Genomic DNA, 16,660 nt, shown 5'->3' with positions numbered 1-16,660 from the left:
GTTTCGTTGTTTACTCTGAGGATACCCTACCTCTTTTTTTGTCTTCAAGAGTTTTACACAAACTATTGTACGTCATCTTTTTTATTTTTTCAATGTCTCTTTTTAGGACTCTAATAATGTTTTTAAATCTTCATCTATGAGATTTTTTAATAGATTTTGCTAATGAAATGTTCTGTTCAACCTTTGGACCCATTTTCTTCAGTTCATCCGGTTGTATTAATCCCGCAGTTCAATCAAGCATTCTTCATAGCACATTCTCTGTTCTCAATCGTAACCCACGTCGCTAATATAATTAATGATGCTACCATTACAACTGGAATGAACCAGAGCTGACTCGCTCCTAATGTCCAACCGACTATCGTTATCACCACTGCAACAAGTGGTGCAATCATGTAATATGCTTTCGACTCGTAGTACCAACCGTATGGGAAAAAATGCGCAGCCGTTATGATGGCGAAAAATAACACAACCTGTTCAGGTGATTTTGCAAACGCCCAAAAGATAAATGGAAAATAAGCAAACTGAGCAAGGTTGATAATCAAACCGAGCATGTTCAATGGATTCCCTTCCAACTTCCAATCTGCTTTCAGTAACGTCGACATACCAACGGCAAGCGGGAACATCATTCCTGTAGAAAAGAGCATGTAAATATTTTTTGTTTCTAACGGTAAATTCGGCATCAAAAATATAGCTGTAATGATGATCCAAATAAACGTACCTGCTAATATAAATGAGACCCCTCTTTTTCCTCGTATTGCTGCATCCCTTTTTGCTTCTTCTACTTGCACTGTACTCTCCCCCTATTGTTTTCGAAACAATAAATGTATGCCTCAAATTTATTTGTGTCTAAAACAGTCTTTTGTTTATATTGTATTTACTATATAATTTATCATAATTATCAAAATAAACCAGACAATTATTTAAAGCTTCGTTTTAAGATGGTGGATTTATTTTATTTAGATCTGCCGGATAATTGAGATGGATCAGGTGATTTGGCAAATGAAAGTTATAAATTTAGCAGAAAAACAATTGATAACAAAAAACAAAGAATTAAATGAACATCCATTTTTCAAAGAATACTTTCGTTTATTCAATTCAAATCCATGTTTCATACAAGATACAAATGAGTTGATGCAACCATATTCATTACGAGATGTTTCTAAGGTGATTTCTTTTTTAGAACCACTTGCTAAGGACATGCTTAACCGAATAAACAATAGACTTCACCTGAATATTGACCTTGATCTCATTGTCTTCTTTGGCGATAGTCGTTTTGATGGTCATGGAATTTTGATTGATGGAATGCCTTATGTATTTTTCGGTTTAAATGCTGTAATTCCGAGACTTGATCTGTACAATTTTAAAACGATTATGACTCATGAAATACTTCATTCCATTCATTATTGTCTTAACCCTCATTTCTACCGAGATAACCACAACAATGTTGAAGAAAAGTATTTCAAGTTATTACTCTCTGAAGGTATAGCAACGTATATCAGTTACGTGATGTTGGATGAGAAAATAGAGGATTCGTATTGGTTTGGGTTTATTGATCATGAGCAGGTTTCAGAGTGGGTTAGAAACTGTGAAAATATGAAACGAGAGATTGGTTATAAGTTACACAATGCGGTAAATGAAGGAATATTGAATACTACACTTTATCATAGGTTGTTCGGTATTGAAGACTTTACGAGACTGACATCATATCGGTTAGGATATTATTATGGCGCGGAAATTGTACGAAGATTATTGGAAGAAAGTAATATAAATGATGTTTTAACAGTAGATTATGGGGTAGCAAGAAAGGTTATATACGATTACTTTGATCATTAAGCTACAGAAATAAGAATTGCAGTTAATTTAAAATCTACCTGTTGTTGTAGGAATTAGCGTTATTAAATATCTAGCTAATAAGAGATGCACTTATTAACTAGATATTTAAGGATTAGATAAAAATCATGATTCTTCCTCTTCTTTTTGCTCAACTTGATCGCCTGGGTTTGTGCCTTCTTGTAGCTCGGAATCTTTTTTAATGACTGCACAGGCAATTCGCTCACCAGAATTACCAGCTGGTTGGCTTACACCATCATCTTGACCAGAATGAATGATTAGTGCCTTTCCTTCATCTGAGAACATTGAGCCTTTTCCATCTTTTAATGTTGCTTCCGATAGAACAAATTCATAATCAGCAATCGTACCGTCTCCGCCGACTTCAATATTCGGCATATCACCAACATGCGGACCTTCTGGATGCATTAAGCCATGTTTAGAGTCGTCAATTGTCCAGTGATTTCCTGCTGACTCGAAATTCGGACCTTCACATTTAGGAAATTCATGAATGTGAATACCATGAAAGCCTGGTTCCAATCCTTCAAGTGCCACTTTGACTTTTACACCTTCGGGCTCTTCAGAAATGGTCGCTTTTCCGATAATATCTGAATCTGCATTGTAAATATCGGTTTCTACCATTGTTTTTTGGTCGGATTGGCATCCGATTAAAAAAGCTGTCATTGAAATTATTAAAATTGCTCGTTTCATTTTTTACCACCTCACCTGACAGTTTGGCTAGTCTGTAAGGATTTTAAACGATTATAACTAAAAAAACACCCACTACTCGTGAGTGGATGTTTCATTAGTTCTTATTCGTTTGATCTTTTTCCTTATTTTCTTGAATAATCGAACCATATTCCTCATTAAATTTCTCTTCTTGCTTTTTAGAAATTCTCTTAATGAGAATAAAAGCCAAGATAGCAACGATTAGAAAAGCGATCATCGTCAAAATGGCTGGAAGATATTCTGTTTTATCATTAGGAAAATAAAGAAAAGGCATTAAAATTGGAAATTGGATCAAAGGCATGACGAACACCTACTTTTTTGTCTATGTGATTAGCTCCAGTATAACATAGGAAATTGCACGTTTGTCAGTAGAGTGTTTCACCTTTTTGACAATTTACTTATCGATTTCTTGTAATAAATTTGCCATTTCAATTGCTGCAATGGCACAATCATAACCTTTGTTTCCTGCTTTCGTTCCTGCACGCTCAATCGCTTGTTCAATCGTATCAGTTGTTAAGACACCGAAAATCGTCGGTACGCCTGTTTCTTTGCTGACAGCAGCAACGCCGCTCGATACTTCTCCACTGACATACTCAAAATGTGGTGTCGCACCACGAATGACAGAGCCAAGCGTAACGAGGGCATCGTAGTTTTTCGTTTCGGCAAGCTTTTTCGCTGCCAACGGAATTTCATAAGCGCCTGGGACCCAAGCTACTTCAATATCATTTTCGTCTACACCGTGACGCTTCAAAGCACTTACCGCGCCGTCTAACAATCTTTCATTGATAAATTCATTGAAACGACCGACGACGATCGCTACTTTTAGTCCTGTTCCTACTAGACTTCCTTCATATGTTTTCAACTTATATTCCTCCTCAAATGTTTACCAGTGTAGTTTCACTTTAACTTAAAACAAATGGCCTAATTTATCGCGTTTTGTTTGCAAGTATTTCTCGTTGTTTTTATTTGATTCCATTTTAAGTGGTACACGTTCAACTAGTTCAAGCTCATAACCGTGGAGTCCTTTAATCTTACGTGGATTATTCGTAAGTAGGCGCATTTTGCGTACGCCGACGTCTTCTAAAATTTGTGCACCTAAACCGTAATCCCGTAAATCAGCTGGAAAACCAAGCTTATGGTTCGCTTCAACGGTATCATAGCCTTCTTCTTGAAGCTTATAGGCTTTCAGTTTATTCAATAAGCCAATTCCGCGACCTTCTTGACGCATATAAAGCAGGACACCTTTTCCTTCTTCTTCAATTTGTTTTAAGGCGGCTTCTAATTGTGGTCCACAATCACAGCGGTGAGAACCAAATACGTCGCCTGTTAAGCATTCACTATGCACGCGGACCAGCGTAGGCTCATGTGGGGTAATGTCACCTTTCACTAAGGCAAGATGCTCACGACCATCTAAATCATTTGTGTAAGCAACTACATTGAAATCCCCGAACGATGTCGGTAAGTTAATTTCGATTTCACGGCTGATTAATTTTTCGTGCTTTCTACGATACTTTATTAAATCTTCAATCGTAATCAATTTCAAGCCTTTTTCATCCGCCAATTTACGAAGTTCTGGCACACGAGCCATCGATCCATCTTCATTCATAATTTCACAAATGGCACCGACAGGTTTTGAACCGGCGATTTTCGCCAAATCAATGGCCGCTTCTGTATGCCCTGCTCGACGCAAAACGCCGCCTTCTTTCGCGATTAACGGAAAAATATGTCCAGGTCGTTTAAATTCGGTTGGAACGACATCATCTTCAGCTAGACGCATAATTGATTTAGAACGTTCACCTGCACTAATTCCTGTCGTTGTTTCTACGTGGTCGATACTGACGGTAAATGCAGTACCATGACTGTCTGTATTCACATCAGCCATCATGTTCAGTTGAAGCTGTTCTGCTTTTTCTTTCGTAATTGGTGCACAGATTAGTCCTCTGCCTTCTGTTGCCATGAAGTTAATCATTTCAGGTGTAGCTTTTTCGCCTAGTGCGACAAAGTCCCCTTCATTCTCTCTATTTTCGTCATCTACAACGATAACAGCTTTGCCTGCGCGTAGGTCTTCTATTGCTTCTTCTATTGAATCAAACATTGTTTGCCCCTCCTATTAACCAAGAAACCCTGATTTTCGCAGCTGTTCCAAGGGAACTCCTTTTTCTTTTTGTTCTTCGTTTGGTTGTACGAGCTGGTAGACATATTTTAACAATTGATCGCATTCGATATTCACTAAATCCCCTGTCCCTTTGCTCGTTAAAGTTGTTGCATCCTGTGTGTGGGGTATGAGTGAGATCGTTAACACATGATTTTCTAAGCCAAATATCGTAAGCGATGTCCCGTCAATGGCGACAGAGCCCTTTAACATCATGTATTTACTTAAGTTTGCAGGCACCTCAATATGAAAGTATTCTGCATTCTCACGCGTTTCTCGCTTAATGATTTTTCCCATGCCATCGACGTGTCCTGAAACGAAATGACCGCCAAATCGTCCGTTTGCAGCCATTGCCCGCTCAAGATTCACTTTTGAACCGACTTTCAAATCTTTTAACGCCGTATGGTGAAATGTCTCAGGCATCACATCCATCGTGAAATTCGTATCTGTAAAGGAAGTCGCTGTTAGACAAACACCGTTAACCGAAATACTGTCACCCAAACTCAAATCCTTCGTCACGACAGATGCTTTTACATCTAATTCGAGCGATTCTTTTGCTTGGTTGATTGTTTGTATTTCACCGACTTCTTCAATAATTCCAGTAAACATTGTATAACCCCCTACCGTTTCGGTTTGGCAATAATTTTCAAGTCATCATCCATCTGTTCGATCGATTCAAACGTAAGTTTTACACTTTGGCTAACTTCCGCAAATCCATTTTGGTTAAAGAATGGTTTACTCGTTGGTCCACCGATCAGCTTTGGAGCCATATAAACATGAAGCTCATCAAAAAGTTGTTTATGTATGAATGACGAATGGATCTTTGAGCCGCCTTCTACATAAACACTCATGATTTTATCTTCTGCTAATGTTGCCAATAGATCGTTTAAATAGATTTCATCTGTTGGCATGCGCAAAACATCAATGTGTTCTATTTCATTTAATTGTTTTTCAGTTGATTCGCTCGCATCATTTGCACAAACAATGATGGTACGAACGGCTTTATCTGTGAGTATTTTTGCATGAAAAGGGATAGATAGATGAGTATCCAAGATGATTCGTATGGGGTTAATTCCTCCGTGGGGCAAACGGGTTGTTAATTGAGGATCGTCATGTTTAACGGTTTCAATTCCTACTAAAATAGCATCATGTCGGTGGCGGTTTTCGTGAACATCACGCCGTGCCGCTTCACCGGTAATCCATTTACTATCACCACTGTTCGCTGTCATTTTTCCATCGAGCGAAACAGCTGTTTTTATCGTGACGTACGGTCGTTTATTTCGCATGAAGTGCATGAAATCTTTATTGATCTCTATTGCATCTTCTTCATGCAAACCAACCTCCACGTCAATTCCTTCATCGCGCAACCATTGAACGCCTTTTCCAGCTACTTTCGGATTCGGGTCTAAGGTCGCGGCAAAAACTTTTTTAATTCCTGCATCAATAATCGCTTTGGCACATGGTGGTGTTTTCCCATAATGGGCACAAGGCTCTAAGGTAACGTAAATGTCAGCACCCTCCGCCTCATCACCTGCTTGCTGGAGTGCAAATACTTCAGCATGCGGCTCACCTGGCTTCATATGTGTTCCGACGCCAATCACTCGGCCGTTTTTCACGACGATTGCGCCAACCGATGGATTCGGATGCGTCTGGCCGATTGTCAGCCTTGCCATTTCCAAAGCATGTTTCATATAATCTTTTGATTCTTTCAAACGTTAACCTCCTAATCAAGCAATCTCTTTTGGCCGTTAACGTTTCAGATCCTTCTCCCCTCCAGACTCTAACTGTCGGTTCCAGATTCGCACTGGATCAACCGCTCGCGCGGGTCGTGGACTTCAAGCTCTCACTTGTTACCACCGGTCGGGATTTTCACCCTGCCCCGAAGAATCGTAACCCTATAATTTAATTGTATCATCATCATTATAATTTAATTGGTTTATTTCTGCTAGCCATTTGTTTTATTTTCATTTTTTCTTGCATTGGTTGATATTTCTTAAATTTATCACTTATACCCCTTAAATTCTTTGTAATATTATTGTAATATATAGTTAGAGACAAAACGATTCATTCTTTTTCATTACGACATTAATTGCATCTATTGTTTCTTCATAAATTGTTTTTTTTATCATGTTCACTTAACCAAATATAGGTAGATGCAATTACGAGTCAGTGAACGGGCTCTGTTTTTTTATGAAAAATTTACTTTGATTAAACGGTTTGTCTCAAAAAAATAATGAGGGGGATCTAGTGATGAAAAAGTTTTTATTTGTTTTGTTCACGTTAATGCTGACTGCATTTCTAGCAGCATGTGGAGGAAGCGACTCAAGCGAGGAAGCCAGTGCTGAAGATTCCGATCAAGAAGAACGTACAGAAAGTGCTGATGAAAGCGATGATCAACAGGAAAGCGAAGAGTCCAGCAATGAAGAGTCCAGTGAAAGTGAATCAACTGAAGATGTGATCGAGACAGAAGGTGGCGTTTTTACAGCACATGCAAAAAATGAAGAAAAACATACATTTGAAACAGGACCTGTCGTGTTGACCATTGAGAAAGTTGTTGCTACTTCAGGTGAGTTAAATGAGGAAGGCCAGCAGTTTTTCGAAACAGATGAGATAGACTATATTCAGGTAGATATTTCTGTTGAAAACACATCGGACGAAGATATTAGTTTTTATGCCGGTCAAGGTACGGTGTCAACGAATACTGGTGAACAAATCGAACCGGATATGTGGTTAAGTGATCATATTGAAGGTGAAATGATGGCTGGAACTAAAGGAAGCGGAACGATGGCTTATGTACTTGAAAACTCGAATGCAGAAGACATTGAGAGTATTCGACTTGTATTCGATGCCCCGTTAAATGAAGATTGGGATACAATCGGTGAAGATCTCGATTTTGAAATTGAACTTAAATAAAGTTATTTCTAGAAGCCTCTGTGATGGAGGCCTCTTTTTTTTATTGCATAATAAATTGTTTGCGACTATCTCCTGCGTTTAATCACTTCTTTAAACGGAAATACTTTAATAGAGTCACTTTTATTAAAAGGAGTGTTTCTATTATGGATTTAAATAAAGAACTGAAGAAGCTTGAATCACTATATCTCGAATCTCCCCATCGTGTGTTTACGATGTATTTGAACACAGATCCAGCCGACCCTGGGAACTTAGATGGTAAGTGGCAAATTCATTTCAAAAATGCGATGCAGAACTTTGAAAACTATCTTAAAGAAGATGACGATTCTGACGAAAAGCGTAACTTTTGGAATGTAAAAGAAAAAGTAGAACGTTTTGTACAAGATGAACAGCCGAATTTCAAAAAAAGCTTGGTCATTGTAGCCGCTTCAGATGATTCAGTTTGGTTTGCTGAAACGTTACAAATGCCTGTGGAAAATGAATTCCATTGGGAGGAAACGGCGAAGCTCGATCAGTTGAAGCTAATACAGAAGGAATTCCCGAAGACAGGTATTATTTTAACGCAACAAGAGGAAATCAAATGCATTGATGCCAATCTTGGCAGCGTGAATGATACGAAAGTTTTTGAACTAGACCTAGATACAGAGGATTGGCGGCTTCATCAAGGGGCTCACTTAGCCGATCGAAACATGGGAACATCAGGCGCGAAATCATCTAAGCAAGATGAATTCAAAGACCGTTTTGAAGCACATCGTGAACGATGGTATAAACAAGTCGCACCGAAATTAGATAAACTCGCCAAAGATAACGGTTGGCAGCGAATTTATTTAGTCGGTGCACATGAAGAGACGGATGACTTGGAACAAGCGATGAATAAACCTGTAGAAAATAAAATTAATAAAAATTTATTAAATCATGAAGAGACGAAAGTGATTGAGGAAGTTGTATTTGCTTAACGCAACTCATCCCTATACAAAACAATTGCATAGGGATTTTCTTTTTCTTTTCGCCTATCTTATGATAACTTTTATACAGAACAGTTGAAGGAGGAACTTTTGAAATGAGTACAGCACATATTGGCGCAAAAAAAGGCGATATCGCTGAAACGATTTTACTTCCAGGGGATCCGCTTCGGGCAAAATATATTGCAGAGAACTTCTTGGAAGATGTCACGCAGTATAATGAAGTACGTGGCATGTTAGGTTTTACAGGTACGTATAAGGGTGAGCGTATTTCGGTTCAAGGTACTGGAATGGGCGTACCAAGCATTTCGATTTACGTCAATGAATTGATTAATGAATATGGTGTAAAGAATTTAATCCGCGTTGGTTCTTGTGGAGCATTGCAAAAAGACGTCAAAGTACGTGACGTCATTTTAGCTCAAACGGCAACAACGGATTCCCAAATGAATCGCATGGTTTTCGGGGGTATTGATTATGCACCGGCTGCTGACTTCGGTTTGTTGAAAAATGCATATGACGTCGGTGAAGAAATGAACTTGAATCTTCGTGTCGGTAACGTATTTACAAGTGACAGCTTCTATCGAGACAACGCAATGGAGTTGTTCGAAAAATTAGCGGAATACAATGTTTTAGGTGTTGAAATGGAAACTACTGCTCTATATACATTAGCTGCAAAACATGGCTGTCGTGCGCTTTCTGTATTGACGGTGAGCGATCACATCTTAACAGGTGAAGAAACAACACCAGAAGAACGTCAGAAAACATTCAGTGAGATGATTGATGTCGCATTGGAAGCAAGTATTCGTTAAGTATTGAGTTTGATCAATGACTTCTCAAAAGTTTTTGAGCTTTTGAGAAGTTTTTTATTTGTGGATAAAACCCTCTCTATTGTTAACCTATTATTTTTTTGGTTGACAATCATTCAACTTCTCTTATATCATAAAGAAAAAGAATTCAGAAAAAGAGGGGTAATCAATATGAATAATCAAAGATTTCGTACAGTCGACTTGACGATGGGAGCAGTTTTTGTCGTCCTAATGATGATTGGAGCCAACTTAGCTTATTGGGTTCCTGCTTTAAAAATTACATACGCAGGTGGGGAAGTTCCGCTTACTTTGCAAACGTTCTTTGCGATCCTGGCCGGGATTTTGTTAGGTAGAAAACTTGGCACATTTTCGATGATTGTTTATCTCGCTGTTGGAGCTATCGGTGTGCCTGTATTTGCAGAAATGAGTGGGGGGATTGCCATCTTTGCAATGCCGACAGGTGGATTTTTAATCTCATTTGTTTTTGTAGCCTATATCTCTGGATTGATTATTGAAAAAGCTTCCAATAATAGTTTGGCTACGTATTCTTTCGCTGTCTTCGGTGGACTAATCGTAAACTATTTAATTGGAACACCTTATCTATATTTTTCAATGAATAATGTGTTGGAAGTGCCAATTTCCATGTATGGATCCATGTTGATGATGTTGCCATTTTTCATTAAGGATGCTGTGATCACTGGTATACTGGCAGTTAGCCTGCCTTCTTTTGTAACAAGAATCCAACGAGTTAGCCCGTCATTGCGAAATCAATAAATGATTGAAACGTCATTCACTTGGTGAATGGCGTTTTTACTTTTGTTATAGCGATCGGTTTCAACCTATTTTTCATAGAATTGAGCAAAGACTCGCTTTACGATGATTATTTCGGGTACTGCAAGAGATAGATTTCGACAGCTTGCCACGTTTATTCGACGGCTTCAAGAAAGATTTCGACGGCTTGCCACGTTTATTCGACGGCTTCTGGATGAGTTTCGACGCCTGCTTATATACCGAAACGTGCACTATAAAGTAGTAACACTAATGACCGCGGATCATGTACAAAAAAATAGCGGATGAACGGTAAATAAAAGGCCAGCACCTACTAATGATTGCTAGCCTTTTTTATGGAATTTAGTATTAATGTTATTTGTCTAAATCAAAAGCTTTAGCTAATGTTCTTGCCATAACACCTGTTGATCCTTTTGGCCCGAGGTCATATTCTGAATCGGATACTGCTGTACCTGCGATATCTAAATGTACCCATGGCGTGTCATCGGCAAATTCACCGACGAAAGCTGCTGCTAAAATTGATTGTGCTTTTCTTCCTGGTGAGTTGTTTAAGTCAGCGATATGGCTTGTTCGAACTTCTTCACGGTAATGTTCCATGTATGGGAACGCCCAAACTGGTTCATCCATTTTTTCAGAAGCTGTTTTAATTTCTTCAAACCATTCATCGTTGTTTGTTAGGGCTCCTGTGACTTTATCACCTAATGCAACAATGACACCGCCGGTTAAGGTAGCGATATCCACAATTTTAGCTGCGCCTTCTTTTCTTGCATAAGCAACGGCGTCTGCAAGTGCCAAGCGCCCTTCTGCATCTGTATTGCGGATTTCGATTGTTTTCCCGCTCATCGATACGATGACGTCGTCTGGTTTAAATGCTTTTCCGCTAATCATGTTGTCTGTTGCTGCAATTATGCCCATGACGTTTTCTTTCGGTTTCGTTTTACCGATTGCTTCCATAGCGCCAACAACTGCTGCTGCTCCGCCCATATCCATTTTCATGCCGACAATGCCGTCTTTAGGCTTTAACGAATAACCGCCGGTATCAAAGGTGATTCCTTTTCCGACAAGTGCTGTTGGGTTCTCCCATGTCTCTTTTCCTTGATATTTCATGACGATAAAGCGTGGTGGCTCATTGGATCCTTGGTTGACGGCAAGGAGTGCACCCATGCCAAGCTCTTCAATTTCTTCTTTACCGAGAACTTCGATTTCTAGGTCATTTTCATTGGCAATGTTTTCAGCGAAATTCGCTAGGTCAGTTGCCGTTAGCAAGTTACTTGGAAGGTTGACTAAATATCTCGCCGTGTTGGCACCTGTTCCATAAGCGTAACCTTTCTCTACAGCTGACAGATCAAGCTCTTGATTACTAATGAATTTTAATGAACCTAAATTTGTTTTTTCAGGTCTATTTGTATGACATGTAGATTGTTCGAATGTTGATAAGGCAAATGCATCTCCAATTGCTTCAAGCAGTTCTTCTGTTGGGTTTTCCTGAAAGATGCTCGCTATAGAAACAGCTGCTTGATCAAAACCATCTTTTTGGATGGATTGAAATGTTTTACCTACTGCTTTACGTAGACGGTTCGTCGTTAGTTCTTCTCGTTTGCCAAGACCGATGAAGTATAAACGCTCCGCTTCAATCTTTCCTAGCGTATGTATTTTTCCGACCTTTCCATATTTGTTAGAAAGATCTCCTGCTTGCATCAGTTCATCCAACTGCTGATCGAACGCTTGATTTAGTTCTTCATAGGTTGTTTGATTATTTTTTTGTTCTTCAAATAAGCCAACAATTAAGGCTTTCGTCGAAACTTTTGTGACATTTTCTTGTGTTTGTTGAAACATGTCCTCACTCCTTTTATTGTATATGTTTATCATATCAGATTACTTCGTTATGCGAAATAGACAACCTAACTTCAATCTTGACATACTTTCTTCATCAAACTTGTTTGTCATTCCGCATTTTTTGGGTACTATGAGAATAGTATGTTTAAAGGTAGATGATAACATGGAAATTTTTACGAATACTCCACTGTGGATTGCTTTGTTAGCTGTTCTGTTTGCACAAGTGGTCAAAATCCCCATCCACTTCATTGCAACACGTGAGTTTAAGCCGGGATTGGCGTTCAGTACTGGCGGTATGCCAAGCAGTCATTCGGCCTCTGTTACTTCGTTAGCTACGGCAATTGGAATTGAGAATGGTCTCGATTCACCTTTTTTTGCAATTGCAACTGTACTAAGTATTATTGTCATGTACGATGCGACAGGAATTAGACGCCAGGCGGGAGAGCATGCGACGATATTGAACCAGCTCGTCAAAGATTTCCAACGTCTTGTAGCGGATGCGAAAAATTGGCCACAAAAAGAACAACAACAGAAAAAAGAAGAGTTAAAGGAATTACTTGGTCACCAACCGATCGAAGTTTTCTTCGGTGCATTAACTGGAATTATTTTAGCTATTGTTGTTTATTCATTTATTTAGTCAAAAAAATCCGCTGCCAGTATTTTTAACTGTACAGCGGATTTTTGTTGTTATAGGCTTTCTTGAAATGTCGGCAAGTTGCCTGTTTCAATTTTTTTGGACCATTGATCGAATTCTTCCTCCGTCAATTGCCCTTCTCCTTCTTCAATGAGGAAAACATCGATTTCTTTTTTGCCCCATTGACTAAATACTTCATCAACGGTTTCATAATACAAATCGATTTTGTTTCCTTTGATTGCACTTCCTGTATCTGCAACAATTCCATATCCATAGTTTGGTATATACAATACACTTCCAAGTGGTAAGAATTCTGGATCCGCAGCGATGGTTGAAAGCTCATCACGTTGTACCTCTAATCCTGAAAATGTAATCCCGTAATTCGGGTGACCCGGGCTTTTCCCGGTTGACTCGACACCTGCCGTATAGCTAGTTGCAATCACTGTTTTTATTTCAAACTGACGATACGCTTCGGTAGATAGACTCGCAAGCTCAATATCATAATCTTCTATAGAATCCACTAAAGTTATGTCCGATTTTTTTGCCAAAGCCGATTCTTTGGCCGAAAGATTCAACGTGAATTTACTTTCATCATTTTCACTTGAATAGGAAGTGAGCACGAAGTAAGAATTCATCAGAATGAACATCCCCATAAATAAAAAGCTTCTTGCAGGAGTTCGCATGTAAACCACCTCACTATGGCTTAGCGTTTCCTTTTTAAGAAGCTTTTAAACATTTTTCGACAAAATTCTATGCTTTTCTACTTTTAGACTACCCTTTAAAACATTTGATATCCGTTTTTACGTAACATTTTTATGGAAATTCCAGAAACGATTGTTCCGAAGAATCCTGCTAATAATATTAGTATATCCCATATTTTTAACCCGGTGATTTTTGCACCTAGGGCTGGAAATGCGACATCTGGTTCTGTCAAATAACTCATGAACGACACATCGTCGATAATTAATATGACGACAATCGGAAATATAAACGACATGATCCATGTCATGCGTAGTAACATATTCAGTATAAAAGCGATTCCGAAAAACAAGACGAAAAATAGCACTGCTGCTACAATTCCTTGAATAATATCCATACTTGCTCCCCCTAAAAATTCTCTAGACACTCCATCATTCTACCTTATTCAAAACAATTTTCAAAGTCGATTCACTCGAGCTTTATGGCTGTTTTTTGACGAATGGTAGAAAGTAAAAAAGCAAAAGCAGTGTATAACCGCTTTTGCTTCGTTAAACATTAATGGTACATATCCAGCTTTCCTTTTTTCAAAAACAGACCTACACCGCCAAGTTTCAATAAGTAACGGTTATCGATTACTTTCTTCATGATGGATGCAGAACGTCCAAATAGCTTACGGTCGCCAAATATGACACCAATTGCATCTGTATTTCCAAGGGAAGCAACTGTTCCTTTGTTATCAAATTCAAAAGGTTCAAGTTCGTTATTGCCGTGGACAACTTGCTTCAAATTGCGAGCTGTTAATTCAGCCATTTGAATAGCGATTTGCGCAGTTGGTGGGTATGGTCTTTCTGTTTCAGGGTTCATCAGAACAGCACAGTCACCAACGACAAATACATTGTCATATTCCGGTGCACGTAAATCTTCACGTACAGGTACTTTGTTCCGGTTTACTTCGAATCCTGATTCGCCAACAATAGAGTTTCCTGTAACTCCGGCTGCCCAAACGACATTACGAGAAGGAATCATTTCTTGCTCGTCGTCTTTTTCGACAACAATACCATCTTCAGTTACTTTTTTGATCATTGTGCTAATACGGAATTCGACACCTTTTTCTTCAAGGCGGTTCATTGCATATTCAACAAGCTCTGGATCAAATCCGGCAAGTGCTGTCGGACCAGCTTCTACGTTAATAATTCTGACTTTTTCTCGTGGAATATCATACTCTTCACATAGTTCAGGTACACGGTTCGCAATTTCACCCAAAAATTCGATACCGGTGAATCCTGCACCACCGACAACAATTGTCAGTAAATCATCGCGCTCTTCTGGTTCATTGTTGTATTTTGCAAAGTTACTTTCAATTTCTTCACGAATTAAACGAGAGCTATTAATGTTTGTAATGGAGTGAGCATGTTCAAGCAAGCCTTCGATTCCGAAAGTAGCTGTTTCGAAGCCCAATCCAATCACTAAGTAATCATACGTCAGTTCACCTTCTTCAAGCTGAACTCTTTGTCCTTCAGGATCGATCGATAGAACCGTGTCTTGAATAAAGTTCACGCGATTAAAGTCGATCAAATCACCGATTGGAATCCGTGCTCTATCATGATGTAACGTACCTGCAGAAATTTCATGCAACCAAGTAGTTTGATAATGGTAGTCATTTTTGTTAACCAACGTGATGTTTGCATCGTTTGCTTTCAATTCTTTTTGCAAACGAACCGTTGTCATAATGCCTCCATAACCAGCACCAAGTACGACAATGTTAGGTCTACTCATTCTAATCACTTCCATCCATAATATTTCTTCTCCTCATGAAAAACGCTTACACAACGTCACAGAAAAAATAACTTTACCCATTGCTCGATGACTTTGTGATTTTCTTCACGAACTTAACGAGAATGTCACATTTTTGTAAAATTCAACATCTAAAAACAATCATAGAACTTTTAAACCGCTTTTTCAAGTCCAAAAGTTAAATTCCAACCTTTCTGAAAATTACCTTGGCAAAGATCTCTCTGTTCGCGCAAATTCGGTGCTGTCATGATGTTTGGTGAATTGTTTGATTAGTAGCTTAAAACATTGTTTCCAATTATTTTTTTCGCCATTTTTTGCAAACCATTTAGCATATTTTCTTGAAAATGTTATAATGATTCTTGGTGTGAAAAGTCATATTTGGACTTGGAGGTATTCAGTTATGAACGACAATATTCACGATATTACGATCATCGGCGCTGGACCGGTCGGTTTATTTACTGCATTTTATGGCGGTTTACGCGATGCTGATGTTCATATCATAGAGAGTTTACCCCATATTGGGGGGCAATTAACCGCGTTATACCCAGAAAAATATATTTATGACGTGGCAGGTTTTCCAAAAGTTCGTGCTCAAGAGCTCGTCGATAATCTATATGATCAAGTAAAACCTTTCGACCCGAAAATTACACTTGGTCAAGCTGTTCAAGAAATTGTGAAGTTAGAAGAGAATTTATTTCGCTTAACGACGGACAAGGAAACTTTCTATTCCAAAACAGTTATCATAACAGCCGGTAATGGTGCATTCGAACCACGTAAATTGCGTATACCAGAATGTGACCAATATGAACAGCACAATCTACATTATTACATTACTAACTTGGAATCTTTCCGTGATCGTCACGTAATGATTTGCGGCGGAGGCGATTCAGCTGTGGACTGGTCACTAATGCTTGAGCCAATTGCCAGCCAAGTGACACTCGTTCACCGCCGAGAAGATTTCCGTGCTCACGAACACAGTGTTGCACAGTTGAAGCAATCTTCCGTCAACATATTGACGCCCTATGTTCCTACAGAACTTCATGGAACCGAGGCGATTGAGTCTGTCACGTTGCAGAAGCCAAAAGATGATGACAAAATCAACGTCGAAATTGACGACATGCTCGTCAACTTTGGATTCGTATCGTCACTAGGACCAATCAAAAATTGGGGACTCGAAATTGATAAAAACAGCATTGCTGTTAATACGAAAATGGAAACGAACATCGAAGGCATTTACGCTGTCGGCGATATCTGCACCTATACTGGAAAAGTCAACCTGATTGCTACAGGCTTCGGCGAAGGACCGACAGCTGTTAACAACGCAATGGTGCACATGAACCCATCCGCACGCGTTCAACCAAAACACTCAACTCATATGTTCGGTTAAACGATGCCGCTACCCTACCCTGGGTGGCGGTTTTTTTGTTTTTAATGAAGACGGTTTGTGCTTAAAAAACTTTTCAGTGTTATTTAAGTAAAATCTCTTCTTTTCGACTTTTCAGCTTATATTTTTGCTCACTCG

At 39.0% G+C, this 16,660-nt stretch carries 18 protein-coding genes and 1 riboswitch; of the genes, 7 read left to right on the top strand and 11 right to left on the bottom strand.

Annotated elements, in window-relative coordinates; translation table 11 throughout:
• Nucleotides 1-233 precede the first annotated feature (233 nt).
• Nucleotides 234-788 carry a DUF7010 family protein gene (locus FPQ13_RS12125; protein WP_144089586.1) on the bottom strand — a complete coding sequence of 185 codons (555 nt, stop codon included), beginning with the start codon at nt 786-788 and terminating at the stop codon, nt 234-236.
• 211 nt (nt 789-999) lie between these two features.
• On the opposite strand from FPQ13_RS12125, the gene FPQ13_RS12120 reads away from it, so the two are divergent.
• Nucleotides 1,000-1,833 carry a hypothetical protein gene (locus FPQ13_RS12120; RefSeq protein ID WP_144089585.1) on the top strand — a complete coding sequence of 278 codons (834 nt, stop codon included), beginning with the start codon at nt 1,000-1,002 and terminating at the stop codon, nt 1,831-1,833.
• A 123-nt stretch (nt 1,834-1,956) separates the two neighbouring features.
• Here FPQ13_RS12120 and FPQ13_RS12115 read toward each other — a convergent pair whose 3' ends face one another.
• The 6 genes from FPQ13_RS12115 to ribD all read right to left on the bottom strand — a co-directional run bounded on the left by FPQ13_RS12115 (nt 1,957) and on the right by ribD (nt 6,420).
• Entirely contained in the window at nt 1,957-2,538 is a 582-nt protein-coding gene (locus FPQ13_RS12115) for a superoxide dismutase family protein (RefSeq protein ID WP_144089584.1), read from the bottom strand.
• 94 nt (nt 2,539-2,632) lie between these two features.
• Complete coding sequence (locus FPQ13_RS12110) at nt 2,633-2,857, bottom strand: hypothetical protein (RefSeq protein WP_144089583.1); 225 nt, start codon at nt 2,855-2,857, stop codon at nt 2,633-2,635.
• 93 nt (nt 2,858-2,950) lie between these two features.
• Nucleotides 2,951-3,418, bottom strand: coding sequence for a 6,7-dimethyl-8-ribityllumazine synthase (gene ribH / locus FPQ13_RS12105; RefSeq protein ID WP_144089582.1), 468 nt, complete (start codon nt 3,416-3,418; stop codon nt 2,951-2,953).
• Between the two features lie 45 nt (nt 3,419-3,463).
• Entirely contained in the window at nt 3,464-4,651 is a 1,188-nt protein-coding gene (locus FPQ13_RS12100; protein WP_144089581.1) for a bifunctional 3,4-dihydroxy-2-butanone-4-phosphate synthase/GTP cyclohydrolase II, read from the bottom strand.
• Nucleotides 4,652-4,666: 15 nt separating this feature from the next.
• Complete coding sequence (ribE, locus tag FPQ13_RS12095; RefSeq protein WP_144089580.1) at nt 4,667-5,317, bottom strand: riboflavin synthase; 651 nt, start codon at nt 5,315-5,317, stop codon at nt 4,667-4,669.
• Nucleotides 5,318-5,328: 11 nt separating this feature from the next.
• Nucleotides 5,329-6,420 carry a bifunctional diaminohydroxyphosphoribosylaminopyrimidine deaminase/5-amino-6-(5-phosphoribosylamino)uracil reductase RibD gene (ribD, locus tag FPQ13_RS12090; RefSeq protein ID WP_246065517.1) on the bottom strand — a complete coding sequence of 364 codons (1,092 nt, stop codon included), beginning with the start codon at nt 6,418-6,420 and terminating at the stop codon, nt 5,329-5,331.
• A gap of 45 nt (nt 6,421-6,465) precedes the next feature.
• Nucleotides 6,466-6,599: riboswitch (FMN riboswitch) on the bottom strand.
• Nucleotides 6,600-6,958: 359 nt separating this feature from the next.
• Here ribD and FPQ13_RS12085 point away from each other — a divergent pair.
• The 4 genes from FPQ13_RS12085 (at nt 6,959) to FPQ13_RS12070 (ending at nt 10,160) form a co-directional block, all read left to right on the top strand.
• Nucleotides 6,959-7,621: a DUF4352 domain-containing protein gene (locus FPQ13_RS12085; RefSeq protein WP_144089579.1), complete on the top strand. Its 663-nt coding sequence runs from the start codon at nt 6,959-6,961 to the stop codon at nt 7,619-7,621.
• Nucleotides 7,622-7,764: 143 nt separating this feature from the next.
• Complete coding sequence (locus FPQ13_RS12080; protein WP_144089578.1) at nt 7,765-8,574, top strand: VLRF1 family aeRF1-type release factor; 810 nt, start codon at nt 7,765-7,767, stop codon at nt 8,572-8,574.
• Nucleotides 8,575-8,678: 104 nt separating this feature from the next.
• Complete coding sequence (gene deoD, locus FPQ13_RS12075) at nt 8,679-9,389, top strand: purine-nucleoside phosphorylase (RefSeq protein ID WP_144089577.1); 711 nt, start codon at nt 8,679-8,681, stop codon at nt 9,387-9,389.
• Nucleotides 9,390-9,557: 168 nt separating this feature from the next.
• On the top strand, nt 9,558-10,160 hold the full coding sequence (locus tag FPQ13_RS12070; RefSeq protein ID WP_144089576.1) for a biotin transporter BioY: 603 nt from the start codon (nt 9,558-9,560) through the stop codon (nt 10,158-10,160).
• A gap of 369 nt (nt 10,161-10,529) precedes the next feature.
• Here the strand turns inward: FPQ13_RS12070 and FPQ13_RS12065 are convergent, their stop codons facing one another.
• On the bottom strand, nt 10,530-12,011 hold the full coding sequence (locus tag FPQ13_RS12065; protein WP_144089575.1) for a leucyl aminopeptidase: 1,482 nt from the start codon (nt 12,009-12,011) through the stop codon (nt 10,530-10,532).
• Between the two features lie 163 nt (nt 12,012-12,174).
• Here FPQ13_RS12065 and FPQ13_RS12060 point away from each other — a divergent pair, with 163 nt between their 5' ends.
• Nucleotides 12,175-12,648 carry a divergent PAP2 family protein gene (locus FPQ13_RS12060; RefSeq protein ID WP_144089574.1) on the top strand — a complete coding sequence of 158 codons (474 nt, stop codon included), beginning with the start codon at nt 12,175-12,177 and terminating at the stop codon, nt 12,646-12,648.
• A 50-nt stretch (nt 12,649-12,698) separates the two neighbouring features.
• Here FPQ13_RS12060 and FPQ13_RS12055 read toward each other — a convergent pair whose 3' ends face one another.
• From FPQ13_RS12055 to FPQ13_RS12045, 3 genes are all read right to left on the bottom strand, one after another.
• Complete coding sequence (locus tag FPQ13_RS12055; RefSeq protein WP_246065515.1) at nt 12,699-13,280, bottom strand: 3D domain-containing protein; 582 nt, start codon at nt 13,278-13,280, stop codon at nt 12,699-12,701.
• Between the two features lie 143 nt (nt 13,281-13,423).
• Nucleotides 13,424-13,741, bottom strand: coding sequence for a YuiB family protein (locus FPQ13_RS12050; protein ID WP_144089572.1), 318 nt, complete (start codon nt 13,739-13,741; stop codon nt 13,424-13,426).
• A gap of 158 nt (nt 13,742-13,899) precedes the next feature.
• Nucleotides 13,900-15,120 carry an NAD(P)/FAD-dependent oxidoreductase gene (locus FPQ13_RS12045; protein WP_144089571.1) on the bottom strand — a complete coding sequence of 407 codons (1,221 nt, stop codon included), beginning with the start codon at nt 15,118-15,120 and terminating at the stop codon, nt 13,900-13,902.
• 418 nt (nt 15,121-15,538) lie between these two features.
• Between FPQ13_RS12045 and FPQ13_RS12040 the strand changes: the two genes are divergently transcribed.
• A complete protein-coding gene (locus FPQ13_RS12040; protein WP_144089570.1) occupies nt 15,539-16,525 on the top strand; it encodes an NAD(P)/FAD-dependent oxidoreductase in 987 nt (328 codons plus the stop codon).
• The last annotated feature ends 135 nt before the right edge of the window (nt 16,526-16,660 follow it).

Origin of the sequence: Allobacillus salarius, from assembly GCF_007559425.1 — a bacterium.
Classification (GTDB): domain Bacteria; phylum Bacillota; class Bacilli; order Bacillales; family Alkalibacillaceae; genus Allobacillus; species Allobacillus salarius.
This window is presented reverse-complemented; position numbering and strand designations above follow the sequence as displayed.